The organism is Candidatus Arsenophonus nilaparvatae (assembly GCF_045346035.1).
In the GTDB taxonomy this organism is placed as follows: domain Bacteria; phylum Pseudomonadota; class Gammaproteobacteria; order Enterobacterales; family Enterobacteriaceae; genus Arsenophonus; species Arsenophonus nilaparvatae.
Map to the genome: position 1 here is coordinate 1,073,960 of NZ_CP158507.1, position 18,080 is coordinate 1,092,039.

13 protein-coding genes and 1 pseudogene are annotated in these 18,080 nt (G+C 37.3%); 9 read left to right on the forward strand and 5 right to left on the reverse strand.

Annotated elements, in window-relative coordinates; genetic code table 11:
• Window positions 1–1,149: a DUF418 domain-containing protein YeiB gene (gene yeiB, locus WH390_RS05205; protein WP_032115369.1), complete on the forward strand. Its 1,149-nt coding sequence runs from the start codon at window positions 1–3 to the stop codon at window positions 1,147–1,149.
• 6 nt (window positions 1,150–1,155) lie between these two features.
• Here yeiB and sanA read toward each other — a convergent pair whose 3' ends face one another.
• From sanA to metG, 4 genes are all read right to left on the reverse strand, one after another.
• Entirely contained in the window at window positions 1,156–1,851 is a 696-nt protein-coding gene (gene sanA, locus WH390_RS05210; RefSeq protein WP_032115370.1) for an outer membrane permeability protein SanA, read from the reverse strand.
• A gap of 363 nt (window positions 1,852–2,214) precedes the next feature.
• Window positions 2,215–2,910, reverse strand: coding sequence for a CidB/LrgB family autolysis modulator (locus tag WH390_RS05215; RefSeq protein WP_032115371.1), 696 nt, complete (start codon window positions 2,908–2,910; stop codon window positions 2,215–2,217).
• 5 nt (window positions 2,911–2,915) lie between these two features.
• On the reverse strand, window positions 2,916–3,365 hold the full coding sequence (locus WH390_RS05220) for a CidA/LrgA family protein (RefSeq protein WP_148305554.1): 450 nt from the start codon (window positions 3,363–3,365) through the stop codon (window positions 2,916–2,918).
• 135 nt (window positions 3,366–3,500) lie between these two features.
• Window positions 3,501–5,528: a methionine--tRNA ligase gene (gene metG / locus WH390_RS05225; protein WP_032115372.1), complete on the reverse strand. Its 2,028-nt coding sequence runs from the start codon at window positions 5,526–5,528 to the stop codon at window positions 3,501–3,503.
• A gap of 218 nt (window positions 5,529–5,746) precedes the next feature.
• Here metG and apbC point away from each other — a divergent pair, with 218 nt between their 5' ends.
• The 4 genes from apbC to asmA all read left to right on the forward strand — a co-directional run bounded on the left by apbC (window position 5,747) and on the right by asmA (window position 10,301).
• Window positions 5,747–6,862: an iron-sulfur cluster carrier protein ApbC gene (gene apbC / locus WH390_RS05230; RefSeq protein WP_032115373.1), complete on the forward strand. Its 1,116-nt coding sequence runs from the start codon at window positions 5,747–5,749 to the stop codon at window positions 6,860–6,862.
• 187 nt (window positions 6,863–7,049) lie between these two features.
• Window positions 7,050–7,691 (forward strand): uridine kinase, encoded by a 642-nt coding sequence (gene udk / locus WH390_RS05235; protein ID WP_032115374.1) that lies wholly within the window; start codon window positions 7,050–7,052, stop codon window positions 7,689–7,691.
• A 43-nt stretch (window positions 7,692–7,734) separates the two neighbouring features.
• Entirely contained in the window at window positions 7,735–8,337 is a 603-nt protein-coding gene (gene dcd / locus WH390_RS05240) for a dCTP deaminase (RefSeq protein ID WP_032115375.1), read from the forward strand.
• Window positions 8,338–8,477: 140 nt separating this feature from the next.
• Window positions 8,478–10,301: an outer membrane assembly protein AsmA gene (asmA, locus tag WH390_RS05245; protein WP_032115376.1), complete on the forward strand. Its 1,824-nt coding sequence runs from the start codon at window positions 8,478–8,480 to the stop codon at window positions 10,299–10,301.
• A 52-nt stretch (window positions 10,302–10,353) separates the two neighbouring features.
• Here asmA and WH390_RS05250 read toward each other — a convergent pair whose 3' ends face one another.
• Complete coding sequence (locus tag WH390_RS05250; protein ID WP_032115377.1) at window positions 10,354–11,943, reverse strand: TerC family protein; 1,590 nt, start codon at window positions 11,941–11,943, stop codon at window positions 10,354–10,356.
• A gap of 233 nt (window positions 11,944–12,176) precedes the next feature.
• On the opposite strand from WH390_RS05250, the gene gndA reads away from it, so the two are divergent.
• The 4 genes and pseudogenes from gndA (at window position 12,177) to WH390_RS05270 (ending at window position 18,050) form a co-directional block, all read left to right on the forward strand.
• Window positions 12,177–13,589: an NADP-dependent phosphogluconate dehydrogenase gene (gene gndA / locus WH390_RS05255; RefSeq protein ID WP_032115378.1), complete on the forward strand. Its 1,413-nt coding sequence runs from the start codon at window positions 12,177–12,179 to the stop codon at window positions 13,587–13,589.
• Window positions 13,590–14,222: 633 nt separating this feature from the next.
• Window positions 14,223–15,695, forward strand: a complete 1,473-nt coding sequence (locus WH390_RS05260) for a DASS family sodium-coupled anion symporter (protein WP_032115379.1) — start codon at window positions 14,223–14,225, stop codon at window positions 15,693–15,695.
• 182 nt (window positions 15,696–15,877) lie between these two features.
• Window positions 15,878–16,914: pseudogene (locus WH390_RS05265) on the forward strand (IS5 family transposase).
• 176 nt (window positions 16,915–17,090) lie between these two features.
• Window positions 17,091–18,050 (forward strand): aldo/keto reductase, encoded by a 960-nt coding sequence (locus tag WH390_RS05270; protein ID WP_032115380.1) that lies wholly within the window; start codon window positions 17,091–17,093, stop codon window positions 18,048–18,050.
• Window positions 18,051–18,080 lie beyond the last annotated feature (30 nt).

Below are 18,080 nucleotides of genomic sequence, written 5' to 3' on the forward strand. Positions count from 1 at the left end.
ATGTTTGTTATTAAAGCCAGACGGCAGCGGATTGAACAAATTGATCTGCTGCGTGCAAGCGCTATTTTTGCAATTTTGCTGGTTAATATTTTTGCTTTTGCGCTACCTGAATTAGCTTATGTGAATCCAGTTTATATTGCTAGCACAACAGCCGGGGATATTTGGTGCTGGGTATTTTTGAATATCTTTGTGCAGGGAAAATTTCTGGCAATTTTTAGTTTGTTATTTGGTGCAAGTTTTGAATTTTTGTCTAAGCAGGGTTTATATTGGAATCAAATTCGTCTGTTTGTATTGGCTATTATTGGTCTGCTGCATGGCATTGGGTTATGGGATGGCGATATTCTATTGCCTTATGCTTTGACGGGGCTATTGGCAATAAAATTTATTCATTTTAATAACACTAGGCAGCTCTATTATAAATCTATTGTTATTTATTTATCCGGCATAATTATTTTTGGCAGTTTTAGTTATTTTACCGATGTTTCGTCATTTTGGTATCCAGCAGAAAATGATTTTACTAATGAGATCAACATTAAAATAGCGGGCGGATGGAAAGCATTCTTATATCGGGCTGAATCGGTAGCACAAAGATTAATTATGTTAGTGATCGATTATGGTTGGCAGTTATTGGCATTAATGATGGCTGGTGCAGCATTAGTGAGAATTGGCTGGTTAACGGGAAATTTTTCTTTGTTTCATTATCGCTATGTTGCTTATTGGACAATCCCATTAACTATTTTTATTCAACTCTGTTCTATTGCCATCCAGTATTACTATGACTGGAGTTATATTGTAACTGGGTTATTAGGTTTTATTATTAATCAGATTATTATTCCGGTTCAAGTTATTGGCTATATTGCTATTATTTATGGTTTTTGGCCACAAATAAAAAATATCTTCATTATTAAATGCCTGCAATCAGTTGGCCTTATGGCTTTAACTAGCTACTTATTACAGACGCTGATCTGTACCACTATTTTTTATCGGTTTGGTTTTTTTGCTCAATTTGGCCGTTTAGCATTACTTAGCTTTGTGCCGCTGATTTGGTTCATTAATATTATATTTGCCATCAGCTGGTTGAAATATTTTAAGCAAGGGCCAATAGAGTGGTTATGGCGTTATTTAACCAATAAATTCGCTACTTGCTAGCTGAAATTATTTCAGCTCTTCAGGTAAAACGGCAGGATATCCGTTGATACCATCAGGCATTTTTATCGCTGCGGGAATAGATTCCTGTTGTCCCAAAAAGCGGGGTTCACTTTTTAATATATAGAGATCAATTAGGGCATTAATACGGGCAAAAACCTCGCGTAAACGAACTTTAATGATTTTTTTGGGTGAGGAAACTGCATAGCACTGTGCATCAATCCCTTTTTTCATAGCGATAAATAATGCTCTTTCACAATGGAAACGTTGGGTAATAATAGTAAAATTGTTAGTGGCAAACACTTGGTGAGTTCGGACAACCGAATCCAATGTTCTGAAGCCTGCAAAATCTAACACAATTTTTGCCGCTGGGATACCAGCTGAGATCAGATCTCTACGCATGGTGATAGGTTCATTATAATTGTAATGGGCATTATCACCGCTAACCAGTAAGTATTTTATTTTACCGCTATTATAAGCGTTAATGGCACCTTGAATTCGATACTTATAGTATTCATTAGGTAAACCAGCAGAATAATATTTTGACGTACCTAAAATCATACCAACGCTGCGAGGTGGTAATTTTTTTACATCATCATAGATATAGTCAGCAGTTTTCCAACTAATCCAACGATCGAATGCTAGAGTAGCAACGATTGCTGTTACTATAATGGTAAGTAAGCTATAAATAAGGAATTTCCTCATCATTTATGCCTATAGATTACAGGATAGAGAAAGTCAGCTTAATAAGGGCTATTTTACTTATTATCATGTGCGGCCCCTGATTAATTCAACAGCTTATTGCTAGATAAGACTTATAATAGTCAGAAGGCAGCAAGTTTGTAAATACGATATTCAGACTAGCTGAAATTACCTCCAATTAGTTGCTTTAACACATTGTTCAAGGCTACTGTGGCGACTGACTAGATTGGATTTAAATTTATTCAGCCAAAATAACCTAAAAATTAAAGTTACCGCCCGCCAGTGAGATAGTGAGATTAATTTTTCTACATAAAATAGACAGAAAGTGATTAATATGTTGTTGATTCATTTTTTATAGCTAATCATTTAATGTAATAAATCGATTATTAAAGGAAAAATGAAAGGGGCAATTAATGAGGTGATTATGCCACACGTCATTAATGCGAGAGAACTATAGGCACCTTCAATGTAGTTTATCTCGGCGCTACGTGCAGTACCTACTGCATGTGAGGCTGCTCCCATCGCTAATCCTCGAGCAATAGGTTTTTTTATCCGCAAAAAATTAAACAGTAAATGCCCAAACATAGCACCAAAAATGCCAACTAAAATCACACAAGCTGCACTGATGGCTGGTATGCCGCCAATCCCTTGTGAAACCGCCATCGCAATCGGTGTTGTAACAGATTTTGGTAATATTGAAGCAGCCATTTCGACGCTCGCGCCTGTCCATAACGCAATAGCGGTTCCTGTGACCATAGCAATCAGACTCCCAATAAAACAAACACTAATAATGGATTTCCATTGGGCACGAATTTGATGTAATTGCTCGTATAATGGCAAAGCCAAGGCGATAACTGCCGGCTGTAACAAATCATTGAGAATACGGCTACCAGAGAAATAATGGCTATATGAAGTATGTGTTATTAGTAAAGTAGCAATAATGATAGTGATTGAAATTAACAGCGGATTTAAAATAGTTAATCGGTATTTTTGGGATAATTTTCTCGCTAATAAGAAAACGATAATAGTAAAAGGTAGTGACCACCAGATATGATTTAACATTGTTGTTACTCGTTATTTGGCCTATTTTTTTGCTTAATTTGTTTTTTCTGCTGCTTACCAGCATCCGAGGTATTTATATTAGGGTCACGATGAATACAGTGTGAGCTATAAGCAACAATAATCATAATAATTAAGGTACTAATAATGCAGGAGAGTAAAATAGGGATAATTTGTTGGCTAAGCATATCATAATAATTCATTATGCCTACCCCGATTGGAATAAATAGCAATGTCATATTTTTGAGTAGCAAATGACAGCCCGGTTGTATCCAGTGGACAGGTATGATTTGGACGGTTAATAAGCTAAACAACACCAGCATGCCAATTATACTTCCAGGCAGAGAAAAAGGCAGTAAATTTGATATTAGGTTTCCTATTATTAGGCAGAGATAAATGAGTAAAAAAGCGCGTAAATATTGCCAACTAATATAAAAGATATTTTTGCAAAACAACATCATACCAGTCCTATAACAAAACATACTGATAATACAATTAGCCCACTTAATGTGCCAGGCTGGTGTAGTCACTGGGATTAAAAATGGCGAAAATACAATTGTCGCCATTTTGATTTAATGCTTTTTATTGTTAATCTATTTTACTTGCATGCCGGGCTTGGCGCCAGCATCTGGAGTTAATAGAAAGATATCTTTGTTACCAGGACCGGCGGCTAATACCATCCCTTCTGAAACGCCAAAACGCATTTTTCGTGGTGCTAAATTAGCGACCATGATCGTTAAGCGCCCTTCAAGTACTTTCGGATCAGGATAAGCCGCGCGAATACCAGAAAAAACTTGTCGGCTGCTATCACCTAAATCTAATTGGAGTTTTAGCAGCTTATCGGAGCCTTCGACGAAATCAGCTTGCTTAATCAAAGCAACTCGTAAGTCGACTTTGTTGAAGTCATCAAAACTGATGACATCTTGGAAAGAATTTTCGCAATCTTGTTGATTAGTCATTGTTTGCGCCGTTATATTTTCGCTAGATGCCGCTAACATAGCGGTTACATTGTTCATTTCGATTCGCTGGAATAAGGTTTTAAATGGCGTAATTTCATGATTTAGCAAAGGGTCGCTAATATCATCCCAGTTTAGTGAAATATTTAAAAAAGTTTCTGCCCGGTTGGTGAGTCCCGGTAATATAGGTTTTAAATAAGTCATTAGCACGCGAAATAAATTGATACCCATCGAACAGATATCATGTAAATCTTGTTCGCGACCTTCCTGCTTAGCAACTACCCAGGGTGCTTGCTCATCGATATAACGATTGGCTAGATCGGCAAGTAACATAATTTCACGAATCGCCTTATTGTATTCACGATGACAAAATTGTTGACCAATTTTGTCTGCTGCGGCAATAAATTGCTGGTAAAGCTCAGGAGCTGCAAGTTGCGATGATAACATACCATCAAAGCGTTTATTGATGAATCCAACATTGCGAGCCGCGAGGTTGACGACTTTATTCACGATGTCGCTATTTACCCGTTGGACAAAGTCTTCTAAGTTAAGGTCAATATCATCAATGCGGGAAGAAAGCTTAGCGGCATAATAGTAACGTAAACAATCAGCATCCAGCTGATCTAAATAGGCGCGCGCGGTAATAAATGTACCCCGTGATTTGGACATTTTTGCGCCATTTACAGTGATATAACCGTGAACAAAGATATTGGTAGGCTTACGATAACCACTACCTTCTAATATTGCTGGCCAAAATAGGCTATGGAAGTAGACAATGTCTTTACCGATAAAGTGATAAAGATCGGCAGTAGAATCTTTGTGCCAATAACTATCGAAATCAATATTGGGTTGTTTGTCACATAGATTTTTAAATGTCCCCATATAACCAATAGGAGCGTCTAACCAGACGTAAAAATATTTGCCATGCTCATTAGGGATTTCAAAACCGAAGTAAGGGGCATCACGAGTAATATCCCATTGCTGTAAACCCGCCTCAAACCACTCTTGCATTTTATTTGCCACTTGTGGTTGCAAAGCCCCTGAGCGTGTCCAAGTTTGCAGCATATGACTAAATGCGGGTAAATCAAAGAAAAAATGCTCTGTTTCACGCATTTCAGGCGTTGCACCAGAAATCACCGAGTGGGGATTGATAAGTTCTGTTGGGTTATAAGTTGCTCCACAGACCTCACAATTATCACCGTATTGATCAGCGGCTTGGCATTTTGGGCAACCCCCTTTAACAAAGCGATCAGGTAGAAACATACCTTGCTTAGGATCATAAAGTTGCGAGATAGTTTTGTTTTTGATATAGCCACTCTTTTTTAGTGTTAAATAAATTTGTTCAGATAATGTTTTATTTTCTACACTATGAGTTGAATGGTAATTATCATAACTAATGGCAAAGTCAGCAAGATCATGTTGATGTTCCTGATTTACTTTACTAATCATCTCCTCAGGCGTTATACCTAATTGCTGAGCTTTTAGCATAATTGGAGTGCCATGGGCATCATCGGCACAAATAAAGTAAACCTGCTTGCCGCGCATTCGTTGATAACGAACCCAAATATCGGCCTGAATATGCTCTAACATATGGCCAAGGTGTATTGAACCGTTAGCATAAGGTAACGCACAGGTTACCAAAAGTTTTTTCGCGACTTGAGACATAGTAAGGATCTAATTCCCATAAAAATTGAACAATAATTTGATGTTAACTGATTGCGTTTTTTCCGGCTAGGCCTGAACATGAATAATCAATCATTATTTTATCGTAATTTTGCTTGATAAGCGTCGTTTTTATTATCTATTTATCTTAATTAAATTGTTCTCTGGTATGATGTAGTGATTAATTGTTGATAATTTAATACTAAATAAAAGGAGCTGCGATGAATTCAGGATCCTTCAAACAAACAAAAGCAAAAAAGTTAACTCAGCAAGTTGCTGAGGTTTTAGACACATTTTCTCATCCGACACTGCAAAGTAATCTGAGTACATTAAAGGCATTATGTCATTGTGTATTACTCGATGATGTTTTACATATTGAATTAGTCATGCCCTTTGCCTGGAAAACACCTTTTAAGTTATTAATTGAGCAGCTGACACCGCAATTACGAAAAATAACTGGCGCGCAAACAGTAGAGTGGGAATTACGTCATAATATCAATACATTACGTAGAGCGAATAATTTGCCTGGTATTAATGGAGTGCGTAATATTATCGCTGTTAGTTCAGGTAAAGGAGGGGTTGGCAAATCAACCACGACAGTGAATTTGGCGTTGGCATTAGCGCAAGAAGGAGCGAAGGTAGGTATTCTGGATGCTGATATTTATGGTCCCTCTATTCCGACTATGTTGGCAACTAAAAATCAGCGGCCCACATCACCTGATGGGCATCATATGGTACCTATAATGGCTTATTATGGGCTAGCGACTAATTCAATTGGTTATTTGATTAATGATGATAATGCGATGATATGGCGTGGTCCAATGGCTAGCAAGGCTTTGATGCAAATGTTACAGGATACCGAATGGCCAGATTTAGATTATTTAGTGATTGATATGCCACCTGGAACTGGTGATATTCAATTAACCTTAGCACAGAATATACCCGTTACCGCGGCGATTGTCGTTACCACACCACAAGATATTGCTTTGCTTGATGCGATGAAAGGCATCGCGATGTTTGACAAAGTAAAAGTGCAGGTATTGGGTATTGTTGAAAATATGAGTCTACATATTTGTAGTAATTGTGGTCACGTAGAGCCTATTTTTGGTTCAGGTGGAGCAGAAATATTGGCTGAAAAATACCAGTGCAAGCTGTTAGGTAAGATCCCATTACATATTTCTTTGCGTGAGGATTTAGATCAAGGTCAACCGACAGTAATGCGCGATCCTGATGGTGAGTTCGCTGATATTTATCGAGAAATAGCATCGACAATTTCTGCTCAGATGTATTGGGCAGGAGAAAAAATTCCCACTGAAATTGCTTTCCGAGCTATTTAAACTGATTAACTCCATAGCTTATTGATTGAAAATAAATATGTAGTGGTAATTATTATTAGGTCTTGTTATGAAAATTAGCCAGACCTAATTTTAAATGCTGGCAGATACTACAATAAGCCCTTATAATTCCGGCGCTCATAATATTTAATTATATTAATTTCTATTATTTAAACTCAGGTTATTTAAAATGGCTGATCCAGCACATAAGTGCGCTATTGTCGGTATATCAGGTGCTTCAGCATCGGGTAAAAGTCTTATTGCGAAAACGCTTTATCATGAATTACGTACTCAAGTGGGTGACCACAATATTGGTGTGATTACTGAGGATTGTTACTATCGAGATCAACATGACATGCTGATGGAAGAACGAGTGAAAGTAAATTACGACCATCCCAACTCAATGGATCATGATTTGCTTTTTCATCATCTTCAATTGTTGAAGGCAGGAAAAGGCATTGATCTGCCACAATATGATTATACTCAGCATACACGTAAGCGAGAGAGCATTTTTTTTCAGCCTAAAAAAGTGATTATTATTGAAGGTATTTTATTATTAACCGATAAGCGCTTACGTAATAATATGGATTTTGCCATTTATGTTGATACGCCACTGGATATTTGCTTAGTAAGAAGAATTAAACGGGATGTCAATGAACGAGGAAGAACATTAGATTCTGTTATTGAACAATATACTAAAACTGTTCGTCCAATGTTTCTTCAATTTATTGAGCCATCGAAACAATATGCAGATATTATTGTTCCTCGTGGCGGAAAAAATCGAGTGGCGATTGATATTCTAAAAGCTAAAATAGGGGAGTTCTGCCAATAATTATCTATAAATAGATTAGGCATTCTCGCAAGGAGATGGAAAAATGCGACTTTGTGACCGTGATATAGTTAAATGGCTTGATGAAAAGAAATTGGTTATTGAACCACGCCCATCAATCGAACGGATCAATGGGGTAACCGTTGATGTTTGTTTAGGCAATAAATTTCGAATATTTCAGGGCTATACTGCACCTTATATTGATCTTAGTGGGCCCAAAAATGAAGTTAATGCTGCATTAGATCGGGTGATGAGTGATGAAATTACCTTAAGCCATGATGATGCGTTTTTTTTGCATCCAGGTGAATTAGCATTGGCGGTCACTTTAGAATCAGTCACTTTGCCTGATAATGCTGTTGGTTGGCTTGATGGCCGTTCTTCTCTTGCTCGCTTGGGATTGATGGTGCATGTTACTGCGCACCGTATTGATCCCGGTTGGTGCGGTCAGATTGTGCTAGAGTTTTATAATTCAGGTAAACTGCCATTGGCACTACGGCCGGGTATGGTTATTGGCGCATTAAGTTTTGAAGTTTTATCCGGTTCAGCTGAGCGCCCCTATAATCGCCGTCAGGATGCAAAATATAAAAATCAACAAGGTGCGGTAGGGAGTAGAATTAGTGAAGATGATAAAAGTAATCATAAATTGTGATATTTTAAGTTAATTAATTCGGTGTTTAGCTGAAATCATGCTATAACCAAAATAATTTTATTTTCTCAGGTCACGGAAAATAAGCTATCTAAAGATGAAGTCATTAATTGTTTGTTTGAATACCATTGATGGAGACAGTGATGAAACGATTTTTGACCACATTAGCTATTCTGATGGTGGTTATTTTAGCAGGCTTAACGGCGCTAGTGTTGCTCGTTAATCCCAATGATTTTCGTCACTATTTAATTGATAAAGTTGAACAAAAAAGCGGATATCATTTAGTTTTTCAAGGCGAAATGCGTTGGCATGTATGGCCTAGGCTAAGTATTATTACTGGGCCGATTTCACTCACCGCGCCGGGCGCGACTAAGCCGGCCATTAGTGCAGATAACATGCGGCTTGATGTCTCCTTATGGCCGTTAATTTCCCACCAACTGTCTGTTGAACAGATTGTAATCAGTAATGCAGTTTTGCGCGCTACTCCAGATAGTGAAGCAAAATCAAATCCAGATGCCCCGATTGCTCCAGAAGGTCTTAACCGTATTAGTAGGAAAAATAATAATGATAGCAAATGGTTATTTGAGATTAATAAAATAAAACTAACTGATAGTTTGTTAATTTGGCAGTTGGATAATGATACCCAGCTAAATATGCGTAATATTATGTTGTCGCTCAGCAGGGAAGATGATCATTTCATTAGCGTTAATTTTAGTAGCAATGTGAGTAAGGATCAGCAAGATCTCACTTTTTCTTTAAAAAGTAAGTTAAATATTGCAGATTATCCGCATCAGATTGCTGGGGAAATTAATCAATTAGAATATAAAATTAGTGGTATTAATTTACCAACAGATGGCATTAGCGGCAATGCAACTTTATTGTTTGATTATTTGCATGATCAGCAACCAATATTAACCCTGTCTAATTTAGCTATTGACGTCAATGATAGTAATTTAACTGGAAATTTAGTTGCTCATTTAGGTAAATCACCAGATTATCAATTAAATATTACTTCCACAAAACTGGATCTAGATAAGATTTTAGGTTGGCCATCTTTATTACAACCTTTAACAGAGACAAAGATAACGCCTCAAGTAAGTCCTAAGCCTGTTATTGCGACGATTGAAACCGATAGTTATGATTTAAGTTATTTAAAGCAATTCCCATTTCAAGCAACAATCTCTGCCGATAAACTTATATATCGAGGTTTAGTTGTTGATAGCTTTAAGTCTAAGATAACCAATAAAAAAGCGTTATTAAATGTTAGTCAGCTAGAAGGTGGATTATTAGGTGGAAATTTTGAATTACCTATTAGTTTAAATTATCAAAATAGTCCGGTTATTGTCACGGCTAAGCCCAAATTTAATCATGTTAGGTTGGCTCCTTTGCTGCAATCCTTTGACATGCCGACCAAACTAGATGGTTCATTGATGTTAGCAGCAAATTTATCAGGGCCTGGATACGATAAATTTGCGCTGCTAAATTTTTGGTCCGGTAACGCTAATGTAATTTTATCCAAGGCACAGTTAACAGGATTAAATATAGCTTCACTGATCCAACACGCCTTTTCACGCCTTACTGATAAAATTGATACCCCGCAAAATCTTGACGATAATACCCAAATTGAAAATTTAACCGTTGATACAAAACTTAATAAAGGCATGCTATCGTTCTCAAATCTGGTTGCTTATTCAGACGCTATGAGTATTGATGGCAACGGTTGGCTAAATTTAGCCGGGAAATCAGCAGACGTCAAATTGCTGGTTAATATCAATAAAGGCTGGTATGGAAATGATAATTTTATTAATAAAATTAATCAATTGTCCATTCCTCTGCGTATTTATGGTAAGTGGAAAAATTTACAATATCAATTGAATATTGAAAAATTGCTGCGTGATGAGTTTCAATCGCAAGCTAAAAAAGCACTAGATAGTTGGTTAGAAAAAGAAGTTAAATCGAAAAATTAGTTTTAGCTTAATATTCAACAAATGTAACGCGCCATGATTAGCGCGTTATGTTTTATGTTAAGGTAATATTCTGTTTAACATCATTTTTAGCCAGTTGCAGGGGAGTAATCAACACTTTTTTAAGGCGGTGGCTGGTGACTTCCAACGGTTCAAAAATCCAATTTTCAATTTTGATACGTTCACCTACCACAGGCATTCGTTGTAGATGCTCCATTAATAATCCGGCAATCGTCTCATATTCACGTTTTTCATCAAGCGTAATTGGCACATACAGGATCAGATCCTCTAAAGGCATAAAGCCATTAGCAACCCAACGGCTATCCTCTAATTGTTGAATATCATGACGAGAATCCACCTCTGCTTCGCTAATTGGCATATTACCGGCAATAGTTTCCATAATATCCGTTAGCGTAACAATTCCCTCGACAGAGCCAAATTCATCAACAATAAAGGCAAAATGGGTATGAGCTTTACGAAACTGCTCTAATGCCTGAAGTAGTGATAAGCCTTCAGGGAAAATTAGTGGCTGGGTAATTAAGGCATGTAGGTTAAGTTTTTGCTTTTTTAATTGTTGATTTAATATGTCGATAACGTGTATAACCCCGACTGGTTCATCGCTTATCGATTCATCTGTAACAACAAGACGGGTATGTGGTGTTTTTTCTAGCAATGAAAGTAGCTTATCCACAGGCTTGTTGATATCAATGTATTCAACGTCATGGCGCGAAGTCATAATACTACTAACATTACGTTGAGCGAATCCTAATAAACGAACAATCATTTGTCGTTCTTGTGGATCAAAAATACCATTATTATCAGCGATTAAATCAGAGGTGCGATGATCTAATTCAGCGCGTTCATGTTGACCATCTAAAACCCGCAATACTGCTTCAGCGGTTCTTTCCCGCAGTGATTTGGTGCCTTTTAAAAAACGGCGTCGATTAAATAATGCAAATTGGTTAAGTGATTCGATCATAATAGAGAAACCAATAGCAGCGTATAAGTAGCCTTTCGGTATCAAATAACCAAATCCTTCAGCAACTAAGCTAAAACCGATCATCAATAAGAAACTGAGACAGAGAATAACAATCGTTGGATGGGTATTAACGAACAGGGTTAATGGTCTACTAGCGATAATCATTAAAATCATAGCAATAGTGACTGCGGCAATCATAATGCCAATATGTTCAACCATACCTACCGCAGTGATTACTGAATCAAGTGAAAAAATAGCATCTAATACAATAATTTGCGCGACAACAGCCCAAAATTTAGCCGTTTTTCGTTGCTTGCCAGATCGTTCATCTTTACCTTCTAATCGTTCATTAAGCTCCATAGTGGCTTTAAAAAGCAGAAACAGCCCGCCACCAAGCATCAGAATATCCCGCGCACTAAATGGGTGACCCCAAATATTAATGATAGGGTTGGTTAGTGAAACGAGTAAAGTGAGACTAAACAATAAGATGATGCGCATAAAGAGTGCGCAGGTTAAACCAGTTATTCTTGCTTTATTACGTAATTTAGCCGGTAATTTATCAGCTAAGATAGCGATAAAGACTAAATTATCAATGCCAAGCACGATTTCGAGTACGATAAGAGTAAGAAGCCCTGCCCACATCGTAGGATCAGCGATCCATTCCATAAAATTTATTTTACCTTCTAATATGACGGCTTATGCCAACCTTTAGAATAATGGGCACTTTGAACAAAAATTTCAATATAATAACGTTTTTTTAATCGTTTTTAGCCGAAATATCGTGTCCTTGGAGGCATGAAATCACTATCACCAAACTATAGAGTAAGTTAATATATCAATACGTAAAAATATATTTGCTCGTTAATTGTGGGTAATGAATTGTCAGACAGGAGTTTTTCATGTCAAAACAACAAATTGGTGTAGTTGGTATGGCTGTTATGGGCCGTAATTTAGCGCTCAATATTGAAAGCCGAGGTTACTCTGTTTCGATTTTTAATCGTTCTAAAGAAAAAACCGATGAAGTGATCGCAGAAAATCCAGGTAGAAAATTAATCCCCTGTCATACAATTGAAGAATTTGTTGATTCATTAGAAAAACCACGTCGTATTTTATTAATGGTAAAAGCGGGTGAAGCGACAGATAAAACCATCGCTTCCTTAACACCCTATCTGGATAAAGGTGATATCCTAATCGATGGTGGTAATACTTATTTTCAGGATACTATTCGACGTAATCGAGAACTTTCAGCACAAGGTTTTAACTTTATTGGAACCGGCGTTTCTGGTGGTGAAGAAGGTGCATTAAAAGGGCCTTCTATCATGCCTGGTGGACAGAAACAGGCTTATGATTTAGTGGCGCCTATCTTGCAACAAATTGCAGCTAAGGCCGATGGTGAGCCCTGTGTCAGCTATATTGGTCCCGATGGTGCAGGTCATTATGTAAAAATGGTGCACAATGGCATCGAGTATGGTGATATGCAGCTTATTGCTGAAGTATATTCAATACTTAAAAACGCATTAAAATTAAATAATGAAGAATTAGCTGATATTTTTACTGAATGGAATAAAGGGGAATTAAGTAGTTATCTAATCGAAATTACGGCCGATATTTTTCGTAAAAAAGAAGACCAGACTGGTAATTATTTGATTGATGTCATATTGGATGAAGCCGCTAATAAAGGAACTGGAAAATGGACCAGTCAAAGTGCTTTAGACTTGGGAGTACCTGTTACGCTTATTACTGAATCAGTATTTGCGCGTTATCTCTCTTTTTTAAAAGAGCAGCGGGTGGCAGCAGCAAAAATCCTGACTGGACCGGCTGTTAATTCATTTAAAGGTGATAAGCAGGAATTTATTGAAAAAGTTCGTCGGGCACTTTATTTAGGTAAAATTGTTTCCTATGCACAGGGTTTTCAGCAATTAAAAGCAGCATCGGATGAATATCAATGGCAGCTAAATTATGGTGAAATTGCCAGGATTTTCCGCGCTGGTTGTATTATTCGGGCGCAATTTTTGCAAAAAATTACCGATGCCTATAGCCAAAACCCATCTTTAGCAAACTTAATGTTAGCGCCTTATTTTAAGAATATTACTGATGAATATCAGCAATCATTACGGGATATTGTCTGTTTTGGTATACAAAATGGTATTCCATTACCTACGCTTACAGCAGCAATTTCTTATTATGATAGTTATCGCGCTGCTTTTTTACCGGCAAATTTAATTCAGGCACAACGTGATTATTTTGGCGCTCATACTTATAAGCGGATTGATAAAGAGGGTATCTTTCATACTGAATGGATAGAGAAATAGGTCTAGCTGAACTGATATAAAATCATATTGGATGGTCTTTATCATTAACGATAAAGACCATCTTTCTTGGCTTTGGGTTAGCACAAATGGACATATTGATTTGCTGCTTTTTTTTGACTTTAATTTTATATCTATTCAAAAATAAATAGATTTACACATTATATTGTAATATAAAATATATTATTTTTTATAAAGTAATTCTGATTTTCAAATAAATCTATTGTTTTTTAATAAAACAAATAAACTTATTTGTTATTTGACAAAATTAACCATAAATAATTATGATTAATTTGCTATATTATGAAAATAACTAAGACTAAAAGAAATAGAAATAGTTGATCTTAGTGAATTAATGAATAAAATTTATTGTGATTTTTGTAATACAACTCACAGTTTTAACATATAAAAATAACTTATTCTTACAATAAAGAGATAAAAATTAAAAGAATAAATTGGATAATTTAATAAACTTATAAATTAATATTTATTATTAAGCTTGATAAAAATAAATATAGTTACTAATCTATAAATTTATATAATAAGTAGTTGTATGATTTGTTAGCGTGATTTTTTAATTTATAAGTTATTAATTATTTTTTGTGTAGATATATTTCACCAATTGGATAATACAATATGGATAAATTGACCCCATTCAAACCTTTACCAACCATAATTGCTATTACAATCACTCTCATCATCTGGTTTATTATTCCTACTCCTGACGGTGTTGAGGTAAATGCTTGGCAATTATTTGCGCTTTTTATTGGGACTATAATAGCTATCATAGGTAAAGCCTTACCAATAGGTGCAATCTCCATTATCGCAATTGCATTAATTGCTATTACGGGGGTAACTAATCCTAATAATCCGACGGAAGCCATTAATGATGCATTGAGCGGTTTTTCAAATCAACTTATTTGGTTGATAGGTATTTCAATAATGATTTCTGTTAGTCTAAATAAGACCGGCTTAGGTGCCCGTATTGGTTATTATTTTATTTCTTTATTTGGCAAAAAGACCTTAGGCATCGCTTATTCATTGGCGATTGCAGAAACAATATTAGCACCAGTTACACCAAGTAATACTGCGCGGGGTGGTGGTATTATTCATCCTATAATGCGCTCAATTGCAAAGAGTTTCGGCTCTGATCCAGAATCAGGTAGCACACTCAAAATTGGCCGTTATCTTTCATTGGTTAATTTTAATATCAATCCAATTACATCTGCGATGTTTATTACGGCAACTGCCCCTAATCCATTGATTGTTAGTTTGATTATGGAAAATACCACACCTCTATTTGAGATAAGTTGGGGAATGTGGGCAATAGCCGCTTTTATACCAGGTATTATTTCGTTATTGATTATGCCATTAATTATCTATTGGATTTATCCACCTGAAATTAAAGTAACACCCGATGCACCAAATTTCGCGAAACAAAAATTACACAAGTTAGGGCCTATTTCAGTAGCAGAAAAAATTACTTTAGCGGTATTTGCCATGCTTTTGCTGATGTGGGCTGGTGTGCCTGCGCTTATTTTTGGTAGCGCTTTTACTATTAACCCTACCGCTGCGGCATTTATCGGTCTTTCCGTTTTACTTTGTACCGGGGTATTAGCTTGGGATGATATTTTGAAAACCAAGGGGGCATGGGATACAATTACTTGGTTTGCTGCATTGGTCATGATGGCATCTTTTCTAAGTAAGCTTGGGTTGACTAATTGGTTTTCTCAAACAGTTGGAAACGCTATTGATCATCTGGGGATCGGCTGGATTGGTGGCATGTTGTTACTTGTTTTAATATATGTCTATTTCCATTACTTTTTTGCCAGCACCACAGCCCATATTATGGCAATGTTTGCAGCATTTTTTACTGCTGGATTAGCATTGGGCGCGCCACCTATTTTGCTTGGTTTGATCCTGGCTTTCTCTTCATCATTAATGATGTCGTTAACCCATTATGCTACAGGTACTGCGCCGATTATTTTTGGTTCTGGTTATACAACCTTAGCTGAATGGTGGAAAGTGGGGTTTATATTAAGTGTGGTTAATCTTTTAATTTGGTTAGTCATTGGAGGTTTATGGTGGAAGTTATTGGGCTATTGGTAAGTTATAATTAACATATCTAAATTGCTGTACTATATCCGTAAGTTAAATAGGGTTTAACATTTAATAAATACAATCTTGCTGTAAAAGTACCACTAAAATCTTCTAGGGCACCTCGAAAAACCTAACCAGAGTTTGATTTCGCAGATAAAATTATCGAAAACTGACCTATTGCCCTGACCACCATGCAGAAAAGAAACGCCATTAAGTATGACCTCCTTGCAGACCAGTATCACCTACAGACGATTGACCAGTTGGTCGACCCTCTGGTCAAGATCGAAACCTGTATAGACTTTGCGCATCTGGCAGCGGAAATCGACCATGTGGTACCACGCCCTGTCAGCAAAAAAGGAGGACGTCCACCATTTCCAACCGAGACCATGGTTCGCATTTTAGTTCTAAAGCGTATCTACAACCTGTCTGACGAGCAGATGGAGTACCAGCTTTTGGACAGAATGAGCTTCAAGCGTTTCTGTGGGTTGCTCCATGCCATCAATATACCTGACCGTACCACTGTGTGGACGTTCGAGAACAGGATCGGTGAAGCTGGTGCTAAAGCCATTTTCGATGGTGTAACCTCACAGCTTTTGAAGAAAGGCTTTATAGCTCGGGGAGGCCAAATCATCGATGCCACCTTGGTACCTGCTCCGAAGCAGTCGTTCACGAAGGACGAAAAGGAGCAACTCAAGCAGGAAGCGATACCTGCTCATTGGAAACCAACCAAGCGGCGGCAAAAGATTTAGACGCCACGTGGACTAAAAAACACGGTAAGAGCCATTATGGCTATAAGCTTTCTGTGAACATGGACAAGAAGTACAAGTTCATCAGAAAAATCGTCACCGATACGGCCAGCACTCACGACAGTCAGCATTTCGAGAGGGTCATCGACAAGGCCAACACCAACCGTAATATCTACGCCGACCGAGGCTATCCCTCTGCGGAACGGGAAGCTTGGCTCAAGGCAAACGGCTATAGGAGCCAGATTCAGCGTAAAGGCCATCGAAATAAACCGTTGTCCAAGACTCAGCAAGGGCGCAACCACCGGATTGCAAAGATTAGGGCACGGGTTGAACATGCATTCGCGGCGATGGAACAAATGGGTAGAAAACTGATCCGTACCATTGGGCAAGTGCGCGCTAATTTTGCCATGACGATGATGGCAGCATGTTACAACCTAAAGCGGTTGGCGTACTTCCAGCGTACCGGCATCTTAGCTTTTTAACGCCCAGAATGGACAAAATGACACTGTCCATGGCAATGGACGGTAGGATTAGTAGCGGGGGGATCAAAAAACATCTAATTATTTAGAGACAAGCCGGAGAGCCATTGAAGATTTCGAGTTTTTCGAGGTGCCCTCTAGCTATTACATTCGCTTTATTTAAAAACAAGTGAGGAAATATGCAATTGCGTAGGTTAGGTTCAACTGGATTTGTTATCCCACCACTTGTTTTTGGTGGTAACGTATTTGGTTGGACTATCAATGAAAAAGAGAGTTTTACCATCTTAGATGCTCTCTATGATAACTGTTTAGTTGCAATTGATACGGCAGATGTTTATTCAAGTTGGGCAGCAGGTAATCGTGGAGGAGAATCTGAAACTATCATTGGAAATTGGCTAACTAAACATTCCATTGCCAGAGATAAATTAATTATTTTTACCAAAGTGGGCGCAGATTTAGGTTCGCCTAGTAAGCGTGGGCTTTCTGCTCGCTGGATTATAAACGCGGTTGAAGATTCATTACGGCGTTTACAAACAGATTACATTGATCTCTATTTTTCTCATTGGCCTGACATCAATACACCTTATGAAGAGACGTTAAACGCTTATCAGAAGCTTTTAACAACAGGCAAAATTCGCGCTATAGGAGCTTCAAATTTGGATGCAAGGCAATTGAAAACAGCGTTAGATGTGGCGAATAGTCAGAATTTACCGCGATACCAGGTATTACAACCAGAATATAATATTTACGATCGCGCCGCTTTTGATGATAAGTTGAAGAAACTCTGTATCAAAGAAAATATTGGGGTTGTTACTTACTATAGTTTGGCATCTGGTTTTTTAACCGGAAAATATCGTTGTCAAAGTGATTTAAATAGTAGTCTTAGAAAAAGTGATATCGATAAATATCTTAATCAAAGAGGTGAAAGAATTCTTAAGGCGTTGCAGGTAGTTGCTGATGCTCATCAAGCTACCTTAGCCGAAGTCGCCCTTGCATGGTTAATGGCTTTTAATGGGATCACCGCACCGATTGCTAGTGCAACTACTGTTGCTCAGGTTGAAAGTTTTGTTAAAGCCATTAATTTAACATTGACCAAAGCGCAATTCGAATATATAGATTATGAAAGTAAATTAAATTGAAAATTTTTTTTATATCTATAGATTAAAAAT

Coding starts and splice junctions, on each gene's coding strand:
- yeiB (WP_032115369.1), top strand. CDS start 1: ATGTTTGTTATTAAAGCCAGACGGCAGCGGATTGAACAAATTGATCTG.
- sanA (WP_032115370.1), bottom strand. CDS start 1,851: ATGAGGAAATTCCTTATTTATAGCTTACTTACCATTATAGTAACAGCA.
- WH390_RS05215 (WP_032115371.1), bottom strand. CDS start 2,910: ATGTTAAATCATATCTGGTGGTCACTACCTTTTACTATTATCGTTTTC.
- WH390_RS05220 (WP_148305554.1), bottom strand. CDS start 3,365: ATGTTGTTTTGCAAAAATATCTTTTATATTAGTTGGCAATATTTACGC.
- metG (WP_032115372.1), bottom strand. CDS start 5,528: ATGTCTCAAGTCGCGAAAAAACTTTTGGTAACCTGTGCGTTACCTTAT.
- apbC (WP_032115373.1), top strand. CDS start 5,747: ATGAATTCAGGATCCTTCAAACAAACAAAAGCAAAAAAGTTAACTCAG.
- udk (WP_032115374.1), top strand. CDS start 7,050: ATGGCTGATCCAGCACATAAGTGCGCTATTGTCGGTATATCAGGTGCT.
- dcd (WP_032115375.1), top strand. CDS start 7,735: ATGCGACTTTGTGACCGTGATATAGTTAAATGGCTTGATGAAAAGAAA.
- asmA (WP_032115376.1), top strand. CDS start 8,478: ATGAAACGATTTTTGACCACATTAGCTATTCTGATGGTGGTTATTTTA.
- WH390_RS05250 (WP_032115377.1), bottom strand. CDS start 11,943: ATGGAATGGATCGCTGATCCTACGATGTGGGCAGGGCTTCTTACTCTT.
- gndA (WP_032115378.1), top strand. CDS start 12,177: ATGTCAAAACAACAAATTGGTGTAGTTGGTATGGCTGTTATGGGCCGT.
- WH390_RS05260 (WP_032115379.1), top strand. CDS start 14,223: ATGGATAAATTGACCCCATTCAAACCTTTACCAACCATAATTGCTATT.
- WH390_RS05270 (WP_032115380.1), top strand. CDS start 17,091: ATGCAATTGCGTAGGTTAGGTTCAACTGGATTTGTTATCCCACCACTT.